The sequence below is a fragment of the Ruegeria sp. CL5 genome, from assembly GCF_056536485.1.
Map to the genome: position 1 here is coordinate 1 of NZ_JBQFPS010000015.1, position 20231 is coordinate 20231.

Genomic DNA, 20231 nt, shown 5'->3' on the forward strand with positions numbered 1-20231 from the left:
CTGCGACGCCATGCTGTCGATCCGGGCGGAAGCACAGGACATCATCGACGGCAAGATCGACGCGGAAAACAACCCACTGAAAAACGCCCCACACACGGTGCGCGATCTGGTGGGCAGCTGGGACCGCCCCTATACCCGCGAACAGGCCTGCTTCCCTCCGGGCTCCATGGGCGTCGACAAATACTGGTCCCCCGTCAACCGCGTCGACAACGCATATGGCGACCGAAACCTCATCTGCACATGCCCTCCAATGTCAGAATACGAAGAAGCCGCAGAGTAAACTCTCAAAACCCCCGCCAAAAAAGCGGGGGTTTTTTAATCTCGTACAGGTCAGAGCTTAATGCGGAACGCTGCAAAGCCATCTGCACCTTCTCCCGCATCTTCGATAACAACGCCTTTAACATCATTCATGTAGTCCCGCGCTTTTGGCCCGGTTTCAAACAATACGGTCGTGTCGGTGAGCGGCGCAAATGACCAGTTGGCATCTGCTTTAGGATCAATTGTACCCTGCTCGACAATATAGCGGACGATGACATCCCGGTTGGTGTCCGGAGCCTCAAAAACAACTGTGTCACCCTTTGCGCCGGGGAAAGAGCCCCCGCCCGATGCTCGGTAGTTATTGGTGGCGATAATGAACTCCATGTCATCCGTGACCGGTGCACCATTAAAGGCAAGCTTCACGATCCGGGCTGCATCTGGATTAAGTTCTTCGCCTTTTGGACCAAAGCGGGACGGCTGTGAAAGGTCGATCTGATAGGTCACACCGTCCATCACATCGAAATTATATGATGGGAATTCCGGGTTAAGCAGGATCGCGTCTTCAGAACCTACCTCAACCTGATTGAACATGCCCGCCGAACGTTCAAGCCAGCCTCGAACCTGCGCCCCGTTAACCCGTACGGCACGAACTGTGTTTGGGTAAAGATAAAGATCGGCCACGTTCTTGATCGCAACGTCACCGACGGGAACATCAGTGTAGTATTCCGGGCCGCCACGGCCGCCAGCCTTGAATGGCGCCGCTGCCGAAAGGACTGGCAGACCCTCGTGCTCGGTGCCTTTCATCATCTCTTCGACATACCATTTCTGCGCGATCGAAACGATCTGCACAGACGGATCATCGGCAACCAATGCGAAATAGCTGTGCAATGGGGCCGAAGTCTTACCCACAGCGCGGCGGACGTAGGCCAGCGTTTCGTCGTGATCTTTCGCCACCGAGTCGAGAACCTTTTGATCATCTCCGACCAGCGCAGTTATTGACCGATCTTCGTTGCGTTTGGAGATCGGCCGCGCCTCGGAAGTGGTGGTGACCACACGCCAGGCGTTACCATCTCGTTCCAGCAACAGATCAAGCAGGCCAAGATGCGATCCCCAGAATCCACCCATGACGGCGGGCTTACCCATCAAAGTTCCGGTTTCCACGTCAATACCGGGACGGTCCGCAAATGTTGGAGATGGGAAGACCAAATGGTTGTGCCCGGTGACCAAGGCATCGATACCGTCAACACCGGCAAGAACGACCGAGGCATTCTCCATTCCTTCCGAAGGATCGGCCTCACCTATACCTGAATGCGAAAGTGCTATGATCAGATCACAGCCTTGCTCTTTCATCTCGGGTGCGTAAGCCTGCGCTGTCTCGACGATATCGCGCGCTTCGACATTGCCTTCAAGGTGTTTACGATCCCAATTCATGACCTGCGGCGGAGTGAAACCGATGACGCCGATCTTGATCGGATGTTTGGAGCCGTCCCCCATTTCAATCTCGCGATCAAGAATGGCATAGGGCTTCACCAGAGTTTCGTCATCGCGCGGGCTGGCCCCTTTTTTCTTGGCAATATTGGCCAGAACCACTGGGAAGTCGGCGCCGGCAAGCGCTTTATCAAGAAACTCCAGACCATAATTGAACTCGTGGTTGCCCAAGGTGGCGGCATCATAGCCGACCGTGTTGAATGCAGTGATAATCGGGTGGCTGTCACCCGCCTTCATTCCACGCTCATAGGCGATATAGTCACCCATCGGATTGCCCTGCAGAAAGTCGCCATTGTCAACAAGAAGCGAGTTAGTCGCCTCTGATCGGATGTCGTTGATAATAGATGCCGTGCGTGACAGGCCTACAGTGTCCCGTGGTTTATCTGCATAGTAATCATAAGGGAAAACATGCACATGGATGTCTGTTGTTTCCATGATCCTCAGATGAGCCTGATTGTTGGCAGCAGACGCAGAGAACGGATGCAGAGTAATCGCAGCTGCACTGGCTGTCGTTGTGGCAAGAAACTTACGGCGAGAGAGCTTACTGCTGGAAAAGGGCATATCACACCTTTCTGGAAATATGTTCGAAACGCTTTGTAGATGGCGATTGTAACAAAGATGAATAAAGATCACCTAAGCCGATCAAGCATCGAACTATGGTTAAGATTGACGATACTGTGCCGACAAACCCGAAGAGCGTAAAGCTCATCAAGGTCTCAATTTGGAATTTATTTTGTGATATCAGCCAGACCAAAACTGATGAAGCGCAGGCAGTTACATGGCAAATCGACAAACACCCCCGAATTACAAGTCCTTAGCGATCAGCGCATAATCGATTTGACGCGAAACGGGTTCAAGCTTTCGCTGAACTGTTCGATAAATTCCAAAGTTACCAAAGATGGTTGTTTCAATATAGGGCGCACTAAGGAAAGTGTATGAGGTAACACCGGTACGAATGGCCTGTAGCACAGTCCAAGATGGGCATATTGAACCGCATCCAGTTCGCTCACTACTGAGACTCCCACGCCTCTTAAGGCGAGTTCACAAGCTGCTGTAAATTGCCTGACCTCGATGTGAGAGTTCAGTGAGATATTTGCGCTTTGGAACGCTTTCGATAGGCGCGCAAAAAAGTCGCTATCACGACGGGTGTGAATAACTTTCTCGCTCTCAAGCTCTTTGGGTGTAACTTCCGAAACGCTTTCCAGCTCGTGACCGCTTGGAAATACACAAACCGTGCGTAAGTGCACATCTGTATTTTGCACGGCCGGGTGGCTGATAAAACTGTCGGTGATCCCAAAATCATATTGCTCACCGATCATCCATTCTAGAATGCGCTCGGGCCGATCCGGCTCAATTGTCATGGTGACGCCGGGGCGGTCTTTCAGAAATTCGGCGACAACTTGTGGCAGGTGGCTGGTTGCAAATCCGGGCAGGCAAGCGACGCGAATATGTCCCGCCTTTCGTTGCGTGATGTCCTGACTGACGTCGGTGATCTGCTTCATCAGTTCCAGAACACGCTCTACGCTGGGCTGCAAATACCGAACTTCCTGAGTCGGCACTAACCGCCCCTCGCGACGATCAAAAAGCTGAAACCCAAGTGACTTCTCCAGATCAGATATTAATCGGCTCACAGCTGGCTGACTGACCCCAAGATCAGTGGCTGCAGAAGTGATCGATCCATTGGTCGTCACTGCCATAAGGGCTTCAAGCTGTCTGATTCTCAGGGTTTGCCGCATGTTTGAACTAGTATTTCCCAATTTTTCGCTCACGAATATAATGCCGTGTTATTTTTTTTATCAATACTAAGGTCTTGAATTATATTTCTGTAACGCTAACGTCGTGAAATCGTCATGTGTGCCGTTTACCCGTAGCGGTCGGTATTCAACGAAGCATCGAACCTGATGCATGGGAGGAATCATGAAAAAGAGATTTTTCGGCGCTCTCGCCGTAGTAACTGCCTTGTCCCCTGTAGCGGCAATGGCTCAAACCGAAGTCCAGTTCTGGCACGCCTTTACCGGCCGTCTTGGTGATCTGGTGAAAGCCCAGGTTGAAGAATTCAACGCCAGCCAGGACGAGTTTGTCGTGGTTGAAAGCCACAAAGGTAATTACTCGGAAACGCTGAATGCAGGTATCGCCGCGTTCCGCGCTGGCGAACAGCCCCACATTCTGATGGTATTCGAAGTTGGCACCGCGACAATGATGTCGGCTGAAGGCGCCATCAAACCAGTCTATGAAGTGATGGCCGAAAGTGGCGCGTCATTCGATCCCGACGCGTATATCGGCGCTGTAAAAGGGTATTATACCACTACCGATGGCGACATGTTGTCATTGCCCTTCAACTCTTCCACACCCGTTCTTTGGGTCAATCGCGATGCGATGGAGGCAGCGGGAGTCGATCCTGATACCGATCTTTCCACTTGGGAAAAAGTTGGCGAGGTTCTTGATCAATTAAAGGCAGGCGGTGAAGAATGTCCGCTTGTCACTGCTTGGCAAAGCTGGGTTCACCTGGAAAACATGTCAGCCTATCACGATGTACCATTTGCATCGAAAGATAATGGTTTCGCCGGTCTGGACACCGAATTGATGCTGAATGGCCCGGTGCAAGTGGCCCACCTAAGCGCAATGGGTGATTGGGCCAAGGACGGTAAATTCATCTACACCGGTCGAAGAAACGAAGGTGGAGCCAACTTCCGGGCCGGAGAATGCGCCTTGTTCACAGAAAGCTCGGCGGGCTACGCGGGCATCAGCTCGGAAGCTGAGTTCGATTTTGACGTACGGCCCCTACCCTATTGGGAAGGTGTCACAGCCGAACCTCAGAACACCATTATCGGTGGTGCCTCCCTGTGGGTGATGGAAGGGCACGACCCCGAAGCCTACAAAGGAGTTGGAGAGTTCCTGAGCTTCCTGTCATCGTCAGATGTACAGGCCAATTGGCACCAGAATACCGGCTATCTTCCGATTACTGCTGAAGCGGGAGATGCAACCCGCGCGGCAGGATTCTATGAAGACAATCCCGGCACAGATATCGCGGTTATCCAGATGACTGCGAAAGAACCAACCGCAAACTCAAAAGGTTTGCGTTTGGGGTCATTCGATCAGATTCGCGGAATCATTGACGAAGAGCTCGAGGCCATCTGGTCTGGTGACAAGACGGCTCAGGAAGCGATGGACAGCGCCAAGGAACGTGGCGACGCGTTGTTGCGCCGGTTTGAATCAGCCAATCAATGAAAATGATATCATGCGGGCCTTTATCGGCCCGCATTTCTTTTTTGGTGGGACACTAATTTGGAAAAACGCGTCACCTTTCGGGGCTGGTTGCTGCCCCTGCTTCTGATCGCACCTCAGGTGATCGTCTCTGCCATATTTTTCTTCTATCCAGCGGCGCAGGCAATCTGGCAGTCGCTGTTTATTCCTGACCCGTTCGGGCTGTCATCTCAATTCGTCGGGCTCGGCAACTTTGAATTCCTTCTCAGCGACAAATTCTATCGTGCATCCTTCTTAACAACGGCGATCTTTTCGACGCTTGTCACCTTGTGCTCGATGATTCCGGCACTTTTTCTTGCAGTCATTGCCGACAGGTTGATCAAAGGCTCGGGTGTTTACCGTACCTTGTTAATCTGGCCCTACGCAGTCGCACCAGCTGTTGCTGGTGTGCTTTGGCTTTTCATGTTCAACACACGCGTCGGAGTTGTTTCCTGGTATCTTGGACAACTCGGCTATGATTGGAACCACGTTCTGAATGACGCCGAAGCAATGGGGCTGGTCGTTGTCGCATCCGCGTGGGGGCGCATCAGTTATAACTTTTTGTTTTTCTTTGCGGCGCTGCAATCCGTGCCAAAGTCAGTCATCGAGGCAGCCGCAATCGATGGGGCGCATTTCTGGCGCCGGTTCTTCACAATTGTTTTGCCACTGCTGTCGCCAACGGCCTTCTTTTTGCTGGTGGTCAACGTCGTCTATGCGTTTTTTGAAACATTCGGTGTTATCCACACAATCACCGGAGGTGGTCCGCAACAAGCCACAACGATCCTGGTCTACAAGGTGTTTTCCGATGGGTTCGTCGGGCAAGATCTTGGGTCTTCGTCGGCACAATCCGTCATCCTGTTGATCGTGGTTGGTTTGCTAACGGTGATCCAGTTCAAATACGTCGAAAAAAGGGTGCATTACTGATGGCGGCCCAACAACACGGAATGGTCGAGAAACGAGGCGCGGGTATCTGGCTAACCCACGCCTTTATGGTACTGGGCGTCCTGATCATATTCTTTCCGATCTGGCTGGCTTTTGTTGCCTCAACAGTATCCCAGCCTGAAATCGTCTCTCCCCCTATGCCGATCTGGCCGGGTGATCAATTTTGGGAGAACTACCGAGCAGCCCTTTTTGCCGGAGTAAACGTGCCTGTCGCTACCATGCTGTTCAACAGCCTTGTGATGGCAATCGGTATTGCCGTTGGCAAGATTGTGATCTCACTTCTGTCGGCCTTTGCGATCGTCTACTTCCGCTTCCCGGGGCGAACGACCTTCTTCTGGCTGATCTTTCTGACACTGATGTTACCTGTCGAAGTGCGGATTGTTCCAACATTCGAAGTTGTGGCCGGTTTTGGTATGCTAAACAGCTATTACGGGCTGATTTTCCCATTGATCGCCTCAGCCACTGCCACTTTCCTGTTCCGGCAGTTCTTTCTGACAATCCCGGATGAACTTGCTGAAGCGGCGCGAGTAGACGGTGCGCGGCCGATGCGGTTTTTTGTCGACATTGTAGTGCCGATGAGCAGAACCAACATCGCGGCCTTGTTCGTCATTCTCTTCATTTATGGCTGGAACCAATACTTATGGCCGTTGCTCATCACCACGGATCCCGAGATGAATACCATTGTGATGGGCATCAAACAGATGTTCCCATCCGGCGATGATGTGGCCGAATGGCCCGTCATCATGGCAACCTCGATATTGGCCATGATCCCACCGGTCATTGTGGTGGTGTCGATGCAAAAACTGTTTGTTCGCGGCCTTGTCGATAGCGAGAAATAAGAAATGGCAACTGTAACCCTAGAAAACGTCAAAAAGAGCTTTGGCACCACAGACGTCATTCATGGTATCGACATTGATATCGCAGACGGCGAATTCATCGTTATCGTCGGGCCTTCAGGATGCGGCAAATCCACGCTTTTGCGCATGGTGGCAGGTCTTGAAACCGTGACTTCGGGTGAAATCCGCATCGGAGACGAGCGGGCCAATGACAAAGAACCGATGGATCGGGATATCGCGATGGTATTCCAAAACTATGCGCTATACCCGCATATGTCTGTACGCCAGAACATGGGATATGGACTAAGAATTGCCGGGTTACCTAAGGCGGAGATCGATCAAAAGGTGACCGAAGCAGCAAAGCTGTTGCAATTGGAACCCTTGCTAGACCGAAAGCCCAGACAGTTGTCGGGCGGGCAGCGGCAGCGGGTTGCAATGGGACGCGCCATCGTTCGTGAACCAGCCGTGTTTCTTTTTGATGAACCGCTTTCGAACCTTGATGCGAAACTACGCGTTCAAATGCGCCTGGAGATCCGCGAGCTTCAGGAAAAGCTGGGGATTACATCCCTATATGTCACACATGATCAGGTCGAAGCCATGACGATGGCAGACAGAATGATCGTAATGAACGGCGGGATCGCCGAGCAAATCGGTACACCTCTGGACGTCTATGAAACCCCAAAAACCCTTTTTGCGGCTCAATTCATCGGCAGTCCCGCGATGAATATCTTTGACGCGCAGCGTGTAGGTGGAGTGATCAAAATTGAAGACGTGGAAATTGGTCCATCTCAAGGCCCAGATACCTCTGTAAAACTGGGAATCCGGCCAGAACACCTGTCAATGGATGAAAATGGCCCGCTGGAAGCCGCAATTCAGATGGCTGAACCTTTGGGCGCAAATACGCTGCTACACGGTCGCCTGACAGGCAGCCAAGATGTGATCACGGCCAGCCTCCCCGGCGTACACCCAATCGAAGGGCGGCATCCTGCGGTAAGGTTCTCGGTCGCCCCCGAGCAGATGCACCTGTTTGATCCGGATACCGGTAAGCGACTTGAGGTTTGATGGCCCTCTGGGCGGTTCTATGGTCGTTGGTCACTCAATATGTCGGTGCACAAAGCACCCCTAACCCAGATACCGAAGCGCAAGCTTGCGTGTTGTATCAATGAATCTCTGATTTCGGAGTTCAGAGCCTTCTTCCGACAGTTTGTCGATTACCCAACCCACGTAGGTCGCCGCACGCAGCAATAAAAAGAGATCAAGCGCGCTGTCATCCAGGGGTCGTTCAGACCGGTAACCCGCAAGCAAAGCCTCTTTTAATTCAGGATAGTCTGGCTCCTGCAAATTCTTGAGTAATGTCGTAGCCAGATCAAACAGGCGAAACCCAAAGCCGCTGTCGTCAAAATCAATGAGTTGAAGACGATCTCCATCAACCAGAATGTTTTCGCGCACCAAATCCGCATGGATCAGACCGTAGTCCAACGTATCTTCCAGTTGGGTCAATTCGGTCGCCATCTTTCCGCGCAAAGCCTCAAACAATTCGCGGTCCTCGGCAGACAAAGTCGGGTTTTCCCAGAATCTGCCCCACAACGGGTTACTCCCCAGCAGACCATTCCGATCCCAGGAACATCTGTCAAAATCGTCAGGCAACACCCACCTGTCCGAAACGTGATGCAACCGTGCCATTTCACGCCCGATGCCTAGGAATAGTGAGGTTCGGTCTTTCGTCCCCAGCGGCTGACCCGTTGCGCCCATTGGCGCACCGTTCAGCCAGGACAAAACGTCAATTTGGACCCCATCAACGATATGCAGAAAATCTCCTGACGCCGAGGCAATCGGTGCTGGCACATGTAATCCGCCGCGCGATACCGCATCCATCCACTGAAGTTCCGATCGCAATTCCTCATTGGTACGATACCCCGCTCGATGCAATCGCAGCGCATAAGAGGAACCATTGATATCGACACGGAAGACCTGATTTTCGCGGGCCGCGATCAAATGGTAAGATGCACCCTGCATCCCCCATAGCTCCAACACCCGATTAACCGCCAAATTCATGCGTCTAGCGGAGTTTTGGCCAGAACTTCGTCCAGCGTATCAAACAAAAGATCTGCGTTCTCGATAGAGAACGGCATCGGTGGACGTATCTTCAGCGTGTTCTTATGCCGTCCCAGCTTTGAGTGAATGACGCCCCGTTCCCGCATGCCATTGATTACTCGATCTGTGAATGCACTGGCGGGTTGCTTCGTTTCCCGATCCAGTACCATCTCGGCGCCGAAAATCAGACCTGAACCGCGTACGTCACCAATGAACTCATGCTTTTTCGCTAATCGAGTCATCCTCATACGAGCGTGCGCGCCGACTTTTCTGGCGTTTTCAAGCAGGTGCTTGTCCTCGATTTCTTCCAAAACGGCCATGGCTGCAGCGCAAGAAACCGGGTTGCCCCCGAACGTATTGAAATAGCGATAACCTTTTCTGAAAGTTCCCAGGATTTCCGAGTTGGTGACGACACCTCCGATCGGATGGCCATTCCCCATCGGTTTACCCAATGTCATGACGTCCGGTACCACGCCCATCTTCTGATGCGCCCACATATGTGTGCCTGTACGACCAAACCCGGATTGAACTTCGTCGCAAATCAGCAGGCCACCTGCCTTACGCACAACCTCGGCAGTAGGCTTCAGCCAACCGTCCGGATTATCCGGGAAACCTTCGTTCAGAAAATACGGGCAGACAACCAATGCGGCAAACCCGATACCTGATTTTTCATGCTCGGCAATCTGTTCAGCTACAGATTCTGCAAATCCCATCCCCTCGGGATCCGGGTTGCGATAGCTGTCTGGCGCACCGACAAAACGAAAAAATTGACCAAGGCCAAACCCAACCGTCGGAACGTTTGATTTGCTAAGCTGGCTGACGAGTGAGGTATTGCCATGATAAGTCGCATCTGTTGCGATGATTCCACGCTTGCCGGTCATACTTTCGGCCATTCGCAAGGCAATATCGTTGGCCTCGGAACCAGTGCAGGTCAGAATGGCGGTATCCAGATGGTCATCCACGGTGCTGGTCAGCTTTTCGACATAGTTGAGAATGCCGTCATGAAGATAACGCGTATGAGTGTTCAGTGTACTGGCCTGACGACAAATCGCGTCGACCACGCGCGGGTTGCAATGCCCAACATGTGGCACATTGTTGTAGCAATCCAGATACTTGCGCCCGTCGGCGTCCCACAGCCAAACACCCTCGCCCTTCACGATGTGAACTGGGTTGTCATAAAATGTAGAGACATTCGGACCCAGCAGTCGGGCGCGATCTGCGATCAACTCAGCGTTCGATCTGGTCAATTTTTTACCCTCCAGATGAGGTTACACTTTGCGCACAACGCCCTCAGCGACCCATTCGTCGAACTGTGCGAGAACGGCATCCGCAAAGGCTTGATCATTGATGTGCGCGTCAATCTCGGTTGTATTTACGATCGCAGGCATGACATTACGTGCCTCGTCAATCAGGGCGGCAAGACCCTCGGGATCGTGCGCCTCCTGACCCTCACGATCCCATTCCTCAACTCCACCAACCGGTAGGAAGAAATGGGTCGGACCAGTGGCTTGTTCAAGACGTTTTGCCATCTCCCGGATACCGTTGCGACGCTCATCGGCGTTGAACACGGCACTTTTTATCAGGCGGTTATGCTCGTGGAACGGGCGGTCGGAAAACTGCGGCGGGATGTCTTGCCAACCCGCAAAATCCAGCAAGTCCAGCGCGCCCGGAGCAACCATTTGCGGAATTCCGGCCCGGCCCGCATTGGTCAGGCGATCTTCGCCAGATGAGACCAGCGAGCCCGCCAACATATTGGCAAATTCCTGCATGCAGAAATCCATCACGCACGCAAAAGCGCCTTCGCCCGCGAGCTTTTCGAACGCCATACCCCCCATCCCAGTCGAATGGAAAACGGCCACATCAAAACCGCGGGCTTCCAGCTCCGGTTTCAGGATCTTCATGTAGCGCAAACAGCTTGAACCCAGTGACGTCATACCCACCACCGGGCGTTCGGCCTTTGGTGGCTCAACAGCACGCGCCGCACCAAGTACAGCCCCCGCAGCCTGCGAAAGAGAGGAACGACAGATCGCGTTCATCCCGTACAGGCCTCCGGCCCACAAGATCATCTGGATGTCTGGTGCTAAGCGATGTGGTGGGATCAATGGGGAAAAGCTGACGGTCGACACAATGTATTTAGGCACTCCCATGGGGATCGCTTGCGCACAATCGAGCGCCAAATCGGTTCCCATTGTGCCACCGGTTGCCAACATGGCATCAAAGCGCCCTTTGGACAGGGCGTCGCGAACGACTTTGGCGGCCCCTTCTGACATAACGCGAAAAGCCTTGTTTTCATCGCCCAACGCGATCACGTCTTCGATGGTCATATCGCATGCTGCAGCAACATCATGTTTGGAAATGTCCGTGGGTTGGGACGGGTCGCCCAATACGGAAACATCCATCGTCAGCACTTGCCCCCCCTGCGCTACGATGCATTCCTCTAGATACCGCATCTCTGGGTCTTTGGTGTCGTAGGTCCCGATCAACAAAATGGTTTTGTCACCCATGGGGGCTCTCCTTTGAAGTTCCGGGATCAGAGTTGAATCCACGCTGTTTTCAAATCGCTGTATTTCTCCAGCGCATGAAGGGATTTGTCGTGGCCATTACCGGATTGCTTCACCCCACCCAAGGGAACAGTGAGATCCGAACCGCCATATGTGTTGACATGCACCACACCCGAGCGGATGCCTGCCACCATCCGGTGCGCACGGCTGAGGTTAGATGTCCAGACGCCAGCGGACAGTCCATATTCTGTACTGTTGGCCAGTTGAATCGCCTCTTCCTCTGTTTCAAACGGGGTCACGGCCAGAACTGGGCCGAACACCTCGTTTCGAAACAGAGTGTCAGTCGAGCGGACTCCCGTCATAACGGTCGGGGCCATATAGTAACCACCAGTGTCCTTTAGAATTTGGTCACCACCAAGTTCTAGTTCAGCACCTTCCACCTGCGCCTTTTTGACATATTCCAGGTTCGCATCCAATTCGGACAGGGAGTGCACCGCTCCAATGTGGTTGTTCAGGTCTAGAGGATCCCCGACCTGCATCGCTTCGGCGTTCTCGACTAACTCTGCGACAAAATCGTCATGAATATCTGCCTGAACAAGCAAACGTGACGCCGCAACGCAAATCTGACCTGAGTTCCGGAATATCCCCGCGGCCGACACTTTCGCCGCCTGCGCAAGATCAGTTGCATCATTGAATACGATGTTCGGGGATTTTCCACCAAGTTCAAGGTAGCAACGTTTGAGGTTTGAACGCGCCGAATACTCAAGCAGCTTACGCCCCGTTGCGCCCGAACCCGTAAAAACAAGAATGTCCACATCCATCGACAGCGCCAGGGTCTCGCCCACGACCCGACCCGAGCCTGTGACGACATTTAGTACGCCCTCTGGAATACCCGCCTCGACCGCCAGTTCCGCCAGTTTCAACAGCGTCAAAGATGCGCTTTCCGCAGGCTTCAGTACTACCGAATTCCCCGCCGCCAGGGCCGGGGCCAGCTTCCACGCTCCGATCATCATCGGCATGTTCCAAGGCACAATCGCCCCGACGACGCCGACCGGCGCATGGTGGATCAGCCCAAGGACATTTTCGGCAGTGGGTGCGATCTGGCCATAGACCTTGTCTATTGCCTCGGCGTAGTAACGGAAAGTTCCAGCCGCAGACATGGGTTCGGCCTTCATGGCCATCGTTATTTCGGTGCCATTGTCACGCACTCCCAGAACCGCAAGCTCCAGCGCATGTTTCTCGATCAGATCGGCAAGCTTCAGAAGGATTTTCTTACGCTCAGATGGTGCGCGCCGTGCCCAACGACCATCTTCAAAAGCCGCCCGCGCGGAAGCGATGGCCGCATCCATATCAAAAGGTGTACCCTCGGCAATCTGCGTCAGAACCTGACCATCAATCGGCGACAGAACATCGCGCGTTCTGCCTTCATTCGAAGGGACAGAACTCCCATTGATAAAATGGTTTCGGGGCGTCAACACCTTGCCGCGAAGAGCGTCGATTTCTGACTGGATCATTAAAGGATTACCCTTGTTGGTTTGGGTGGTCGGCATCAACAGGCTCAGCCGTAGGCTCGGGCCGCAACTTGTTTCTGAACTCGAAATACAGAGTGCGGAAATGAAGGATCAGGATCAGCAGTATCAGGCCAAACAAGATCGCTGCGATTGGCCGGTCGACAAAGTCGAGTGGGGTTTTCACCCTTGCCATGGCGCTACGAAGTTTCACCTCCATGATACCACCAAGAACCATTCCAAGAATGATTGGCACAATCGGCAAATCCAACCGTTTCAGAATAAGGCCAAAGACACCAAAACCCGCCGCAAGCGCACAATCGGTTATCGAGTTCCTCAGCGAATAAACACCAACAAAAGACAACACCAATATCATGATCCCCAGAAAGCGAGTTGGTATCTGGATAATCTTGAGAAGCAGGTTTGTCGAAAACAGCAGGAACACCAGAACGATAACATTCAACAAGATCAACGCCATATACAGCGCCATCACAAAGTCCATCTGAGATTCAAACAGCTGAGGGCCAGGAATGACGTTGTGGACATAAAACACCGACAGCATCATCGCCGTCAGCGCTTCACCCGGAATGCCCAACGCAAGCAGCGGGATCATCGCAGCACCCGGCACTGCGTTATTGGCCGCCTCGGATGCCACCAGTCCCTCGGGTGATCCATTGCCAAACTTATCGGGATCCTTCGAGGATTTCTGAGCATAGGTGTATGACAAAAACTGCGAGGTGAATTCGCCAGTGCCTGGCACCATACCCATGAGAACACCAATGCTTGAAGACACCGTCGCGACGCGCTTGACGCCCAAAAGCTCTTTCAAGCCCGCAAAAATGCTGCCGCTGACATGCGCTTTACCGGGTGCATGGTTCTTTTCCAGAAGCAACAGCAACGCCTGACTGATCGCAAACAGGCCTAAAACCACAACGATCAAATCGATACCTGAAGCAAGCCAACTTTGGTCAAATGTGAACCGACGCGTGTACTTGACCGGTTCCAAACCCACAGTGTTCAGAAAAATGCCAAAGGCTGCCAGCATTCCCGCAGCAAATATTTGTCCGCGGTGGGCAAGCACCACCAAGATAATTCCCAGCAAAGCAGCTAGAAAAATTTCGCGGCTACCGAAATGCGGCGCAATCAAAGCCAGCACCGGCGACAGGATCATCAGACAGATGATTGAGAAGACCCCACCGAAGAACGAGGCCGAGTATGCCAGTGAGAGCGCCCGGTGCCCCTGCCCGCGTTTAGTCATTGGGTAACCGTCGTACGTTGTCAGCGCATTCACGGCCGTCCCTGGCGTGTTGATCAAAATCGCCGGGATTGCGCCGCCATACATGGACGACCCGTATATTCCGAGCAGCAATGTCAGACCGACAATCGGCTCAAAAGCAAATGTTGCTGGCAATAGAATTGCGATGGCAACGGGCGCACCAACTCCGGGAAGAGCACCTATTATGACCCCGCCGATTGACCCGATCAGCAGCGCAATAATTACCTGCCATTGCGCCAGGATCGAAAGACCAGAAAATAGAGTTTCCATTTCGAACCTCAGAGATATGTCAGCGCAAAGGCGCGAACGCTGTCGGGCAGATATTCATAAACAGCACCAGCAGGGATTTTGACCTGCAGGAAGGCTCGGAAAACGACAGTGACAAAAACGCCGAACAAAGCCGCGATGCAGATTGTTCTCGCGTCCCGAAACCCAGTTCGTAACGCCAGAAAAACAGCAAACAATACGGTCGACGGCAGGTATCCCAAAATGGGAACCAGCATCACGTAAACCAAAAAATATGCTACATATTCAAACGATCGCAGCCAGAACCCGACTTCTGTCCAGCGACCAAGAAGACGGGGGGACATGGCTGAGCTCAGCCAGTGAAGGAACCCAAAGATGACCATCGCCCAGAGCGAGATCATTGGCCAGAGGTTGGGCTGGGCAAACCATTTGGTCCGCTTTACGGCTTTGGTCTGCTCGCCCAATTGCGTCAGAAGAAAAACCGAAAAACCAAGGAAGAGCACTGCGAATACAACATCACCAGGTCGGCGATACCGTTTGAACATGTCCTGTAAGGTCTTCGCGATCATCTAAACCCCTCCCCTGATTGAAAAAGGCCCGGCAGATTTGATGCTGCCGGGCCAGTTTCATGTTATTCGCCCAGAATCTCTTCGATTTTGGCGAACGAGGCTTTGTCTTGTTCGATCTGTGCGTTGGACGCATCTGGATCCTGCCAGTAGATCAGCGCACCCGTTTCCTCAGCAAGCTGCTTGGCCTTATCGGAACTCAGGGCCTTTTGCGCGGCTGCGGTGATCTTTTCACGTGCATCGGCTGGAGTGTCTTTGTGCACGAACAGACCGTTCCAAAGTGCCAAAGGCAGATCAGGGTTAAGTTCAACAACGGTTGGCGTGTCAGGAACCAGCGATATCCGCTCTCCTCCGATGCTGGCCAGGACGTTCACCTGATCCAAGCAGGGAAGTATGAGTTGAAGCGTGGTGTTGATCACATCCACGTCGCCCGAAGCCAATGTGTTGCAGTCCAGTGCGTCGAAAGCGGCTTCGCTCGCGAAATCAAACCCGCTGCTGACAGCAGCTGCAAATGTTACCTGTGTGGGTGGCAGCACAGAGCCGAAATGCCCCAATGCAACGTCGTTTTCCTTACCGTGCTCTACCAATTCCGCCCAAGTCGAAAAGGGCGCATCCTTGCTGGATGCGATCACAAATGGGTAGGTCAGGAAAATGCCAATCGGGTCAAAGGGATTGGGGTTCAGCTCGGGAATACCAATGTCAGGGCCGATCACCGGTACGCCTATGACGAAAGAGCCCACTGTATATCCATCCGCCGGAGCTGTAGCCACTTCAACCGCGCCGGGAAACGGGCCTCCGCCACCGCCGGGCTTGTTAACCACTGCTGCGGGAACACCGTACATCGCCTGAAATTCGTCGGCGATGAGGCGGGTAAGCACATCCTCAAGGTCACCCGGTGGCCATGGCACAACAAAAGAAACGGGTTTTTCAGGATATTCAGCCAAAACAGCGCTGGCACTTAGGGCCATTGCTGCGGCAGTAGCCATGAATTTTTTCATTACGTCCTCCCAAGCGGTTCATATATTGAAACACAGTATCAATTTTTTTATTGCTGTGTTAAGCTTTATTGTTGCTGTGTTAAGCTCTTTCTGTCAAGATAATTGTGAAACAAAGGACTGGATCATGGGGACTGCACTGAAAGTACTGAAACTTTTGGATAGCTTTTCTCTGCAACAACCTGAGCTTGGGTTGTCGCAGATTGCTCGGATGAATCAGATCAACAAGGCGACTGCACTGAGGTATCTGACGAATCTGGCGGACTACGGCATGGTCGAACAGGACCCACAATCCAAACTGTATTCGATCGGAACCGCCCCCCTTCGTTTGGCCAATCTACGAGAGGCCGCCAAACCACGGCTGACAGCGGCCCGAAAAATTATGAAGGCGCAGGTGCTGAAAGTGCATGAAACGATGCACATGTCACTTTTGAAATCCGATCTACTGCAAACCACTTTGGTTGAAGAAACACAGGCTCATTCCGTTCGCATAAGTATCGGCGCCTCTGAAATTTTGCCTTTGCATGCGACCGGCTCGGGCATCGTTTCACTGGCGTTTGGCCCCAGAAATCTATTGCAACACGTACTGGATGGGTCGCTAACAAGCTACTCCGAACACACCCTGACAAACCCCGATCGCCTGATGGATCTTGTCGATGAAACACGGCGCAAAGGATGGTGCGAAAGTGTGAGCGGCTATGAAACAGGCGTACACGGGTTCGCCGCACCAATCTTCGGCGAGGAACAAACCGCGATTGGAGCCATCGCCTGCGTCATTCCGCAGCCTCGGGTCACATCGGACCTGCGGGGTGCCGTGCTCGACGCACTGAGCATTGCCTCAAAAGAGATCACATCAGTCTATGGCGGGCAGTTTCCTGCCAACTACCGCCTGAATCAGTTGCAGACCAGTTGATACCGACACGACGACAGAGAGAGCCATGAAAGACTCAAACTTCCTGAAAGAAAACAACGCGCGATATTTCTGGCATCCGATGGCCCATCCGGCGGACAGTCAAAAAAACCCTCCCACTATTCTAAGTGGCGGTGAAGGGGTCAGCATCGTGGATGTTGATGGCCACCGGGCACTGGATGCAGTCGGTGGTCTGTGGAACGTGAATCTGGGCTATTCCTGCGAACCAGTAAAGCAGGCGATTGCGGACCAGTTGAATGCCCTACCCTACTATTCCACGTTTCGTGGGACCAGCAACGACAAGGCAATCGAACTATCCTATGAGCTTGCGCTGTTTTTTGAACCAGATGGCCTGACACGCGCGTTTTTCACGTCGGGCGGTTCGGACTCTGTAGAGATCGCCCTGAAAATGGCCCGCCAATACCACAAAATTCGCGGTGAGGCCGGCCGCACCAAGTTCATCAGTCTGAAGCAGGGTTATCACGGCACGCACTTTGCAGCTGCCTCGGTCAATGGAAATCAAAAATTTCGCGCAGCCTACGAGCCCATGTTGCCGGGATGTTTTCACGTCCCCGCGCCTTGGACCTATCGCAACCCGTTTGATGAGACCGATCCAGAACGGCTAGCGCAACTTTGCGTGAAAGCGTTAGAAGCCGAAATCGCATTTCAGGGTGCAAACACCGTTGCGGCGTTCATTATGGAACCCGTTCTCGGCGCAGGGGGAGTGATCCCACCACATCACAGCTTCATGCCCATGGTGCGCGAGGTTTGCTCAAAACACGGTATTTTGTTGATTTCGGACGAAATCATCACCGCCTTTGGCCGAACAGGCAGCGAAAGCGGCGCGCGGCATTGGGGCGTGAAACCAGACATAATGACCACGGCTAAGGCGATTACAAATGGCTATTTTCCATTCGGTGCAACGTTGATTTCTGGCGCAGTGGCTGAGGTGTTTGAAACCGATACAACTGGTCTGGCGTCGGTTGATCAAGGGTATACATATTCGGGCCATCCAGTCGGCGCGGCGGCAGCACTTGCCGCACTGTCCGAAATTAACCGCCTTCGGGTCTGGGAAAACGCCGCCGCACGCGGAGACGAACTCTTTTCCGGATTGCAAAAGCTGACCGAAAAATATGACGTCATCGGTGACGTGCGTGGGGGTGAGGGCCTCATGTGTGCGCTGGAATTGGTCTCAGACCGCGAAACAAAGGCACCGATCGCGAAACACTTGCCTCTGCAGGTACAAAAAACAGCCTATGAAGATGGTGTAATGGTTCGTGTGTCCGGCAATAACATCATCCTGTCACCGCCTCTGGTGATCACTTCGGAAGATGTGGCCAAAATCCTCTCGGCGCTTGATACCGGACTGGCCAGTCTCTGACTTGTCTACTGACCTCGTTTTTTCCCAGGACGGGGTCAGACTTTAACCTCTTGCAGCTCCTCGAGAAGATCCAGAAGTTGATCTAGCTTTTCACGCCCCAGTTGCGCTTCGATATTGTTCGATATTGCAAGCGATGTGGCGAGATTGTTCTCTAATATCATTCGACCCGCGTCGGTGATCTGCACCATAGTCCGGCGCTTGTCCTCATTGTCTTGACGGCGTGTAATCTGCCCGTCTGCCTCCATCGTCCGTAGAATTCGGGTCACACTGGGTAAAAGCAGGCAAGCCTCATGCGCAATTGCGCTTTGCTCCACCTCTCCCAACTCATCCAGTACGCGCAGAATTCGCCATTTCTGTTCAGTCAGGCGAATACCCTGCAGCATATCCCGGATGGGTGCCATAACAGTTTCACGCGCGCGCAAAAGCGCAATTGGGAGAGATCGGGCGGTACTTTTAGTATGAGACTGAGTATTCATATGTCCTTCTTAATCGTCAATTCTTGGTTTGCAAAGTTTAACAAGGCAAGTTCCTGCGACCGTGCCTGTTATTGTAGATTTATCTTTAACTAGCGCCCGCCGCTTCGGAGAATTTCCAGCAAGCCCTTTCAAGCGAAATGTTCCAACTGCGGCCAGTTAAGGCCACGATTTGGACACTATTATGGCTATTATCTTTTATTGTTGATGTTACGATCCGCTATTGGGAGCTATCTGAACCATGGTGCCAGCCGAAAACTCGGTCGCTATCGTTATGCCTTGCCTGAACGAGGCGGCAACGATTTCTTCCTGTGTAATCAGAGCGCAACAAGCCTTGCAGATACTCGCTGAGCGATACCAGCTATCAGGCGAAGTAATCGTTGCAGACAATGGCAGCACGGACGGCAGTCAAGCCCTAGCTGAAAAGGCCGGTGCCCGGGTCGTAGACATTCAAGAACGCGGTTATGGCGCTGCCCTTATTGGTGGTTTTGCCGCAAGCGACGCCACATATCTGGTAATGGGCGACAGCGATTGTTCCTATGATTTCGTCGAAGCGGTTCCGATGATCGAACAGTTGATGAATGGTGTCGAATTATGCATGGGCAACCGTTTTCGTGGCGAAATCAAGCCAGGCGCAATGCCTTGGAAGAACCGTTATATCGGCAACCCGGCCTTGTCGGGCATTCTTAGAATTTTGTTTCGCACTGGTATCGGTGACGCCCATTGCGGCATCCGCGCCATCCGGCGAGAGGCATTGGAGCGGCTCAACCTATCTTCAACCGGGATGGAATTTGCTTCCGAGATGCTGCTGAAATCTGTGCTGCGGAAGCTGAATATAGCCGAGGTTCCTGTAACCTTGTCCCCTGACGGACGCGGCAGGGCACCACATTTAAATCCGTGGAGAGATGGGCTTCGGCACCTGATATACATGTTCTTGCTCAGCCCAACCTGGCTGTTTCTGGTGCCTGCACTGGTCCTGTTCCTCGCAGGATTTGCAATCACCGTTCTACTGCAACTTAGCGGAGATCAAGAAATGGCGCTGATCGGTGGCTTCAGGATCGGCGATCACTGGGCGGTTGCAGCGAGTGCAGCCATGGTCCTGGCCTTTCAGACGGTGGTGCTGTGGCTGGCGGCACTGATGTGCAGCTATCGGGATGGGCTTCGACTGCCAACAGAACGCGCTCGGGTATTGTTGGGATATTCGCGCTTGCAATATTGGATTCTGGCCGGGCTTGTCCTGACATTTGGCGGCTTGATATGGGCGGCCACTATCACCTCTAGCTGGATTGCCTCGGACTTTGCGGCATTGAACGAGATGCGCACGTTGATCGCTGCGTTCACGATGATTGTTATTGGGGTGCAAACTTTTTTTTCCGGGTTCTTGTTGTCTATGATTGCGGGCAATCGCTCGCGTCATTCAGCGGTTCTACCCGAACGAGGGAATGTCTCTGCCAATCCCGATCTAATGGCGTTGAACCAACCAACATGATCTTCGGCTGATCTGCCTATTCCAT

The 20231-nt window shown here is 53.0% G+C and carries 18 protein-coding genes and 1 pseudogene; 8 read left to right on the forward strand and 11 right to left on the reverse strand.

The window, feature by feature from the left end:
- A partial coding sequence (locus ACR0IU_RS20075; RefSeq protein WP_480717483.1) for a hypothetical protein occupies positions 1–280 on the forward strand: 280 nt, incomplete at its 5' end.
- 50 nt (positions 281–330) lie between these two features.
- On the opposite strand, the gene ACR0IU_RS20080 is transcribed toward ACR0IU_RS20075, so the two are convergent.
- The 3 genes and pseudogenes from ACR0IU_RS20080 to ACR0IU_RS20090 all read right to left on the reverse strand — a co-directional run.
- Positions 331–2307 carry a bifunctional 2',3'-cyclic-nucleotide 2'-phosphodiesterase/3'-nucleotidase gene (locus tag ACR0IU_RS20080; protein ID WP_480717484.1) on the reverse strand — a complete coding sequence of 659 codons (1977 nt, stop codon included), beginning with the start codon at positions 2305–2307 and terminating at the stop codon, positions 331–333.
- Between the two features lie 260 nt (positions 2308–2567).
- Entirely contained in the window at positions 2568–3248 is a 681-nt protein-coding gene (locus ACR0IU_RS20085) for a LysR substrate-binding domain-containing protein (protein WP_480717530.1), read from the reverse strand.
- Positions 3249–3302: 54 nt separating this feature from the next.
- Positions 3303–3482: pseudogene (locus ACR0IU_RS20090) on the reverse strand (helix-turn-helix domain-containing protein); the annotation flags it as partial.
- Between the two features lie 181 nt (positions 3483–3663).
- Here ACR0IU_RS20090 and ugpB point away from each other — a divergent pair.
- The 4 genes from ugpB to ACR0IU_RS20110 are packed head-to-tail and all read left to right on the forward strand — an operon-like array spanning position 3664 to position 7829.
- Positions 3664–4974, forward strand: a complete 1311-nt coding sequence (gene ugpB, locus ACR0IU_RS20095; protein WP_480717485.1) for a sn-glycerol-3-phosphate ABC transporter substrate-binding protein UgpB — start codon at positions 3664–3666, stop codon at positions 4972–4974.
- Between the two features lie 57 nt (positions 4975–5031).
- Positions 5032–5913 carry a sn-glycerol-3-phosphate ABC transporter permease UgpA gene (gene ugpA / locus ACR0IU_RS20100; protein WP_010443484.1) on the forward strand — a complete coding sequence of 294 codons (882 nt, stop codon included), beginning with the start codon at positions 5032–5034 and terminating at the stop codon, positions 5911–5913.
- Positions 5914–5933: 20 nt separating this feature from the next.
- Complete coding sequence (gene ugpE, locus ACR0IU_RS20105; RefSeq protein WP_010443483.1) at positions 5934–6770, forward strand: sn-glycerol-3-phosphate ABC transporter permease UgpE; 837 nt, start codon at positions 5934–5936, stop codon at positions 6768–6770.
- Positions 6771–6773: 3 nt separating this feature from the next.
- Positions 6774–7829, forward strand: coding sequence for a sn-glycerol-3-phosphate import ATP-binding protein UgpC (locus ACR0IU_RS20110; protein WP_480717486.1), 1056 nt, complete (start codon positions 6774–6776; stop codon positions 7827–7829).
- A gap of 60 nt (positions 7830–7889) precedes the next feature.
- Here ACR0IU_RS20110 and ACR0IU_RS20115 read toward each other — a convergent pair whose 3' ends face one another.
- From ACR0IU_RS20115 to ACR0IU_RS20145, 7 genes are all read right to left on the reverse strand, one after another.
- Positions 7890–8783, reverse strand: coding sequence for a phosphotransferase enzyme family protein (locus tag ACR0IU_RS20115; protein ID WP_480717487.1), 894 nt, complete (start codon positions 8781–8783; stop codon positions 7890–7892).
- A 35-nt stretch (positions 8784–8818) separates the two neighbouring features.
- A complete protein-coding gene (locus ACR0IU_RS20120; protein WP_480717488.1) occupies positions 8819–10108 on the reverse strand; it encodes an aspartate aminotransferase family protein in 1290 nt (429 codons plus the stop codon).
- A gap of 21 nt (positions 10109–10129) precedes the next feature.
- The gene (locus ACR0IU_RS20125) at positions 10130–11365 is read right to left on the reverse strand and encodes a Tm-1-like ATP-binding domain-containing protein (RefSeq protein ID WP_480717489.1); all 1236 of its coding nucleotides are present in this window, start codon (positions 11363–11365) and stop codon (positions 10130–10132) included.
- A 26-nt stretch (positions 11366–11391) separates the two neighbouring features.
- Entirely contained in the window at positions 11392–12876 is a 1485-nt protein-coding gene (locus tag ACR0IU_RS20130) for an aldehyde dehydrogenase (protein WP_480717490.1), read from the reverse strand.
- 7 nt (positions 12877–12883) lie between these two features.
- Complete coding sequence (locus tag ACR0IU_RS20135) at positions 12884–14416, reverse strand: tripartite tricarboxylate transporter permease (protein WP_480717491.1); 1533 nt, start codon at positions 14414–14416, stop codon at positions 12884–12886.
- An 8-nt stretch (positions 14417–14424) separates the two neighbouring features.
- The gene (locus tag ACR0IU_RS20140; protein WP_480717492.1) at positions 14425–14961 is read right to left on the reverse strand and encodes a tripartite tricarboxylate transporter TctB family protein; all 537 of its coding nucleotides are present in this window, start codon (positions 14959–14961) and stop codon (positions 14425–14427) included.
- A gap of 62 nt (positions 14962–15023) precedes the next feature.
- A complete protein-coding gene (locus tag ACR0IU_RS20145) occupies positions 15024–15956 on the reverse strand; it encodes a tripartite tricarboxylate transporter substrate binding protein (protein WP_170703645.1) in 933 nt (310 codons plus the stop codon).
- Between the two features lie 124 nt (positions 15957–16080).
- Between ACR0IU_RS20145 and ACR0IU_RS20150 the strand changes: the two genes are divergently transcribed.
- Positions 16081–16866, forward strand: a complete 786-nt coding sequence (locus ACR0IU_RS20150; protein ID WP_480717493.1) for an IclR family transcriptional regulator — start codon at positions 16081–16083, stop codon at positions 16864–16866.
- A gap of 25 nt (positions 16867–16891) precedes the next feature.
- Complete coding sequence (locus ACR0IU_RS20155; protein WP_480717494.1) at positions 16892–18244, forward strand: aminotransferase class III-fold pyridoxal phosphate-dependent enzyme; 1353 nt, start codon at positions 16892–16894, stop codon at positions 18242–18244.
- Between the two features lie 35 nt (positions 18245–18279).
- Here the strand turns inward: ACR0IU_RS20155 and hpaR are convergent, their stop codons facing one another.
- A complete protein-coding gene (hpaR, locus tag ACR0IU_RS20160) occupies positions 18280–18720 on the reverse strand; it encodes a homoprotocatechuate degradation operon regulator HpaR (RefSeq protein WP_010443472.1) in 441 nt (146 codons plus the stop codon).
- 238 nt (positions 18721–18958) lie between these two features.
- Between hpaR and ACR0IU_RS20165 the strand changes: the two genes are divergently transcribed.
- A complete protein-coding gene (locus ACR0IU_RS20165; protein WP_480717495.1) occupies positions 18959–20206 on the forward strand; it encodes a glycosyltransferase family 2 protein in 1248 nt (415 codons plus the stop codon).
- Positions 20207–20231: the final 25 nt, after the last annotated feature.

Excerpts from the sequence above, each read along its gene's own strand:
- ACR0IU_RS20080 (WP_480717484.1), bottom strand. The coding sequence starts at position 2,307 with ATGCCCTTTTCCAGCAGTAAGCTCTCTCGCCGTAAGTTTCTTGCCACA.
- ACR0IU_RS20085 (WP_480717530.1), bottom strand. The coding sequence starts at position 3,248 with ATGAAGCAGATCACCGACGTCAGTCAGGACATCACGCAACGAAAGGCG.
- ugpB (WP_480717485.1), top strand. The coding sequence starts at position 3,664 with ATGAAAAAGAGATTTTTCGGCGCTCTCGCCGTAGTAACTGCCTTGTCC.
- ugpE (WP_010443483.1), top strand. The coding sequence starts at position 5,934 with ATGGTCGAGAAACGAGGCGCGGGTATCTGGCTAACCCACGCCTTTATG.
- ACR0IU_RS20110 (WP_480717486.1), top strand. The coding sequence starts at position 6,774 with ATGGCAACTGTAACCCTAGAAAACGTCAAAAAGAGCTTTGGCACCACA.
- ACR0IU_RS20115 (WP_480717487.1), bottom strand. The coding sequence starts at position 8,783 with ATGCAGGGTGCATCTTACCATTTGATCGCGGCCCGCGAAAATCAGGTC.
- ACR0IU_RS20125 (WP_480717489.1), bottom strand. The coding sequence starts at position 11,365 with ATGGGTGACAAAACCATTTTGTTGATCGGGACCTACGACACCAAAGAC.
- ACR0IU_RS20130 (WP_480717490.1), bottom strand. The coding sequence starts at position 12,876 with ATGATCCAGTCAGAAATCGACGCTCTTCGCGGCAAGGTGTTGACGCCC.
- ACR0IU_RS20135 (WP_480717491.1), bottom strand. The coding sequence starts at position 14,416 with ATGGAAACTCTATTTTCTGGTCTTTCGATCCTGGCGCAATGGCAGGTA.
- ACR0IU_RS20140 (WP_480717492.1), bottom strand. The coding sequence starts at position 14,961 with ATGATCGCGAAGACCTTACAGGACATGTTCAAACGGTATCGCCGACCT.
- ACR0IU_RS20145 (WP_170703645.1), bottom strand. The coding sequence starts at position 15,956 with ATGAAAAAATTCATGGCTACTGCCGCAGCAATGGCCCTAAGTGCCAGC.
- ACR0IU_RS20150 (WP_480717493.1), top strand. The coding sequence starts at position 16,081 with ATGGGGACTGCACTGAAAGTACTGAAACTTTTGGATAGCTTTTCTCTG.
- ACR0IU_RS20155 (WP_480717494.1), top strand. The coding sequence starts at position 16,892 with ATGAAAGACTCAAACTTCCTGAAAGAAAACAACGCGCGATATTTCTGG.
- hpaR (WP_010443472.1), bottom strand. The coding sequence starts at position 18,720 with ATGAATACTCAGTCTCATACTAAAAGTACCGCCCGATCTCTCCCAATT.
- ACR0IU_RS20165 (WP_480717495.1), top strand. The coding sequence starts at position 18,959 with ATGGTGCCAGCCGAAAACTCGGTCGCTATCGTTATGCCTTGCCTGAAC.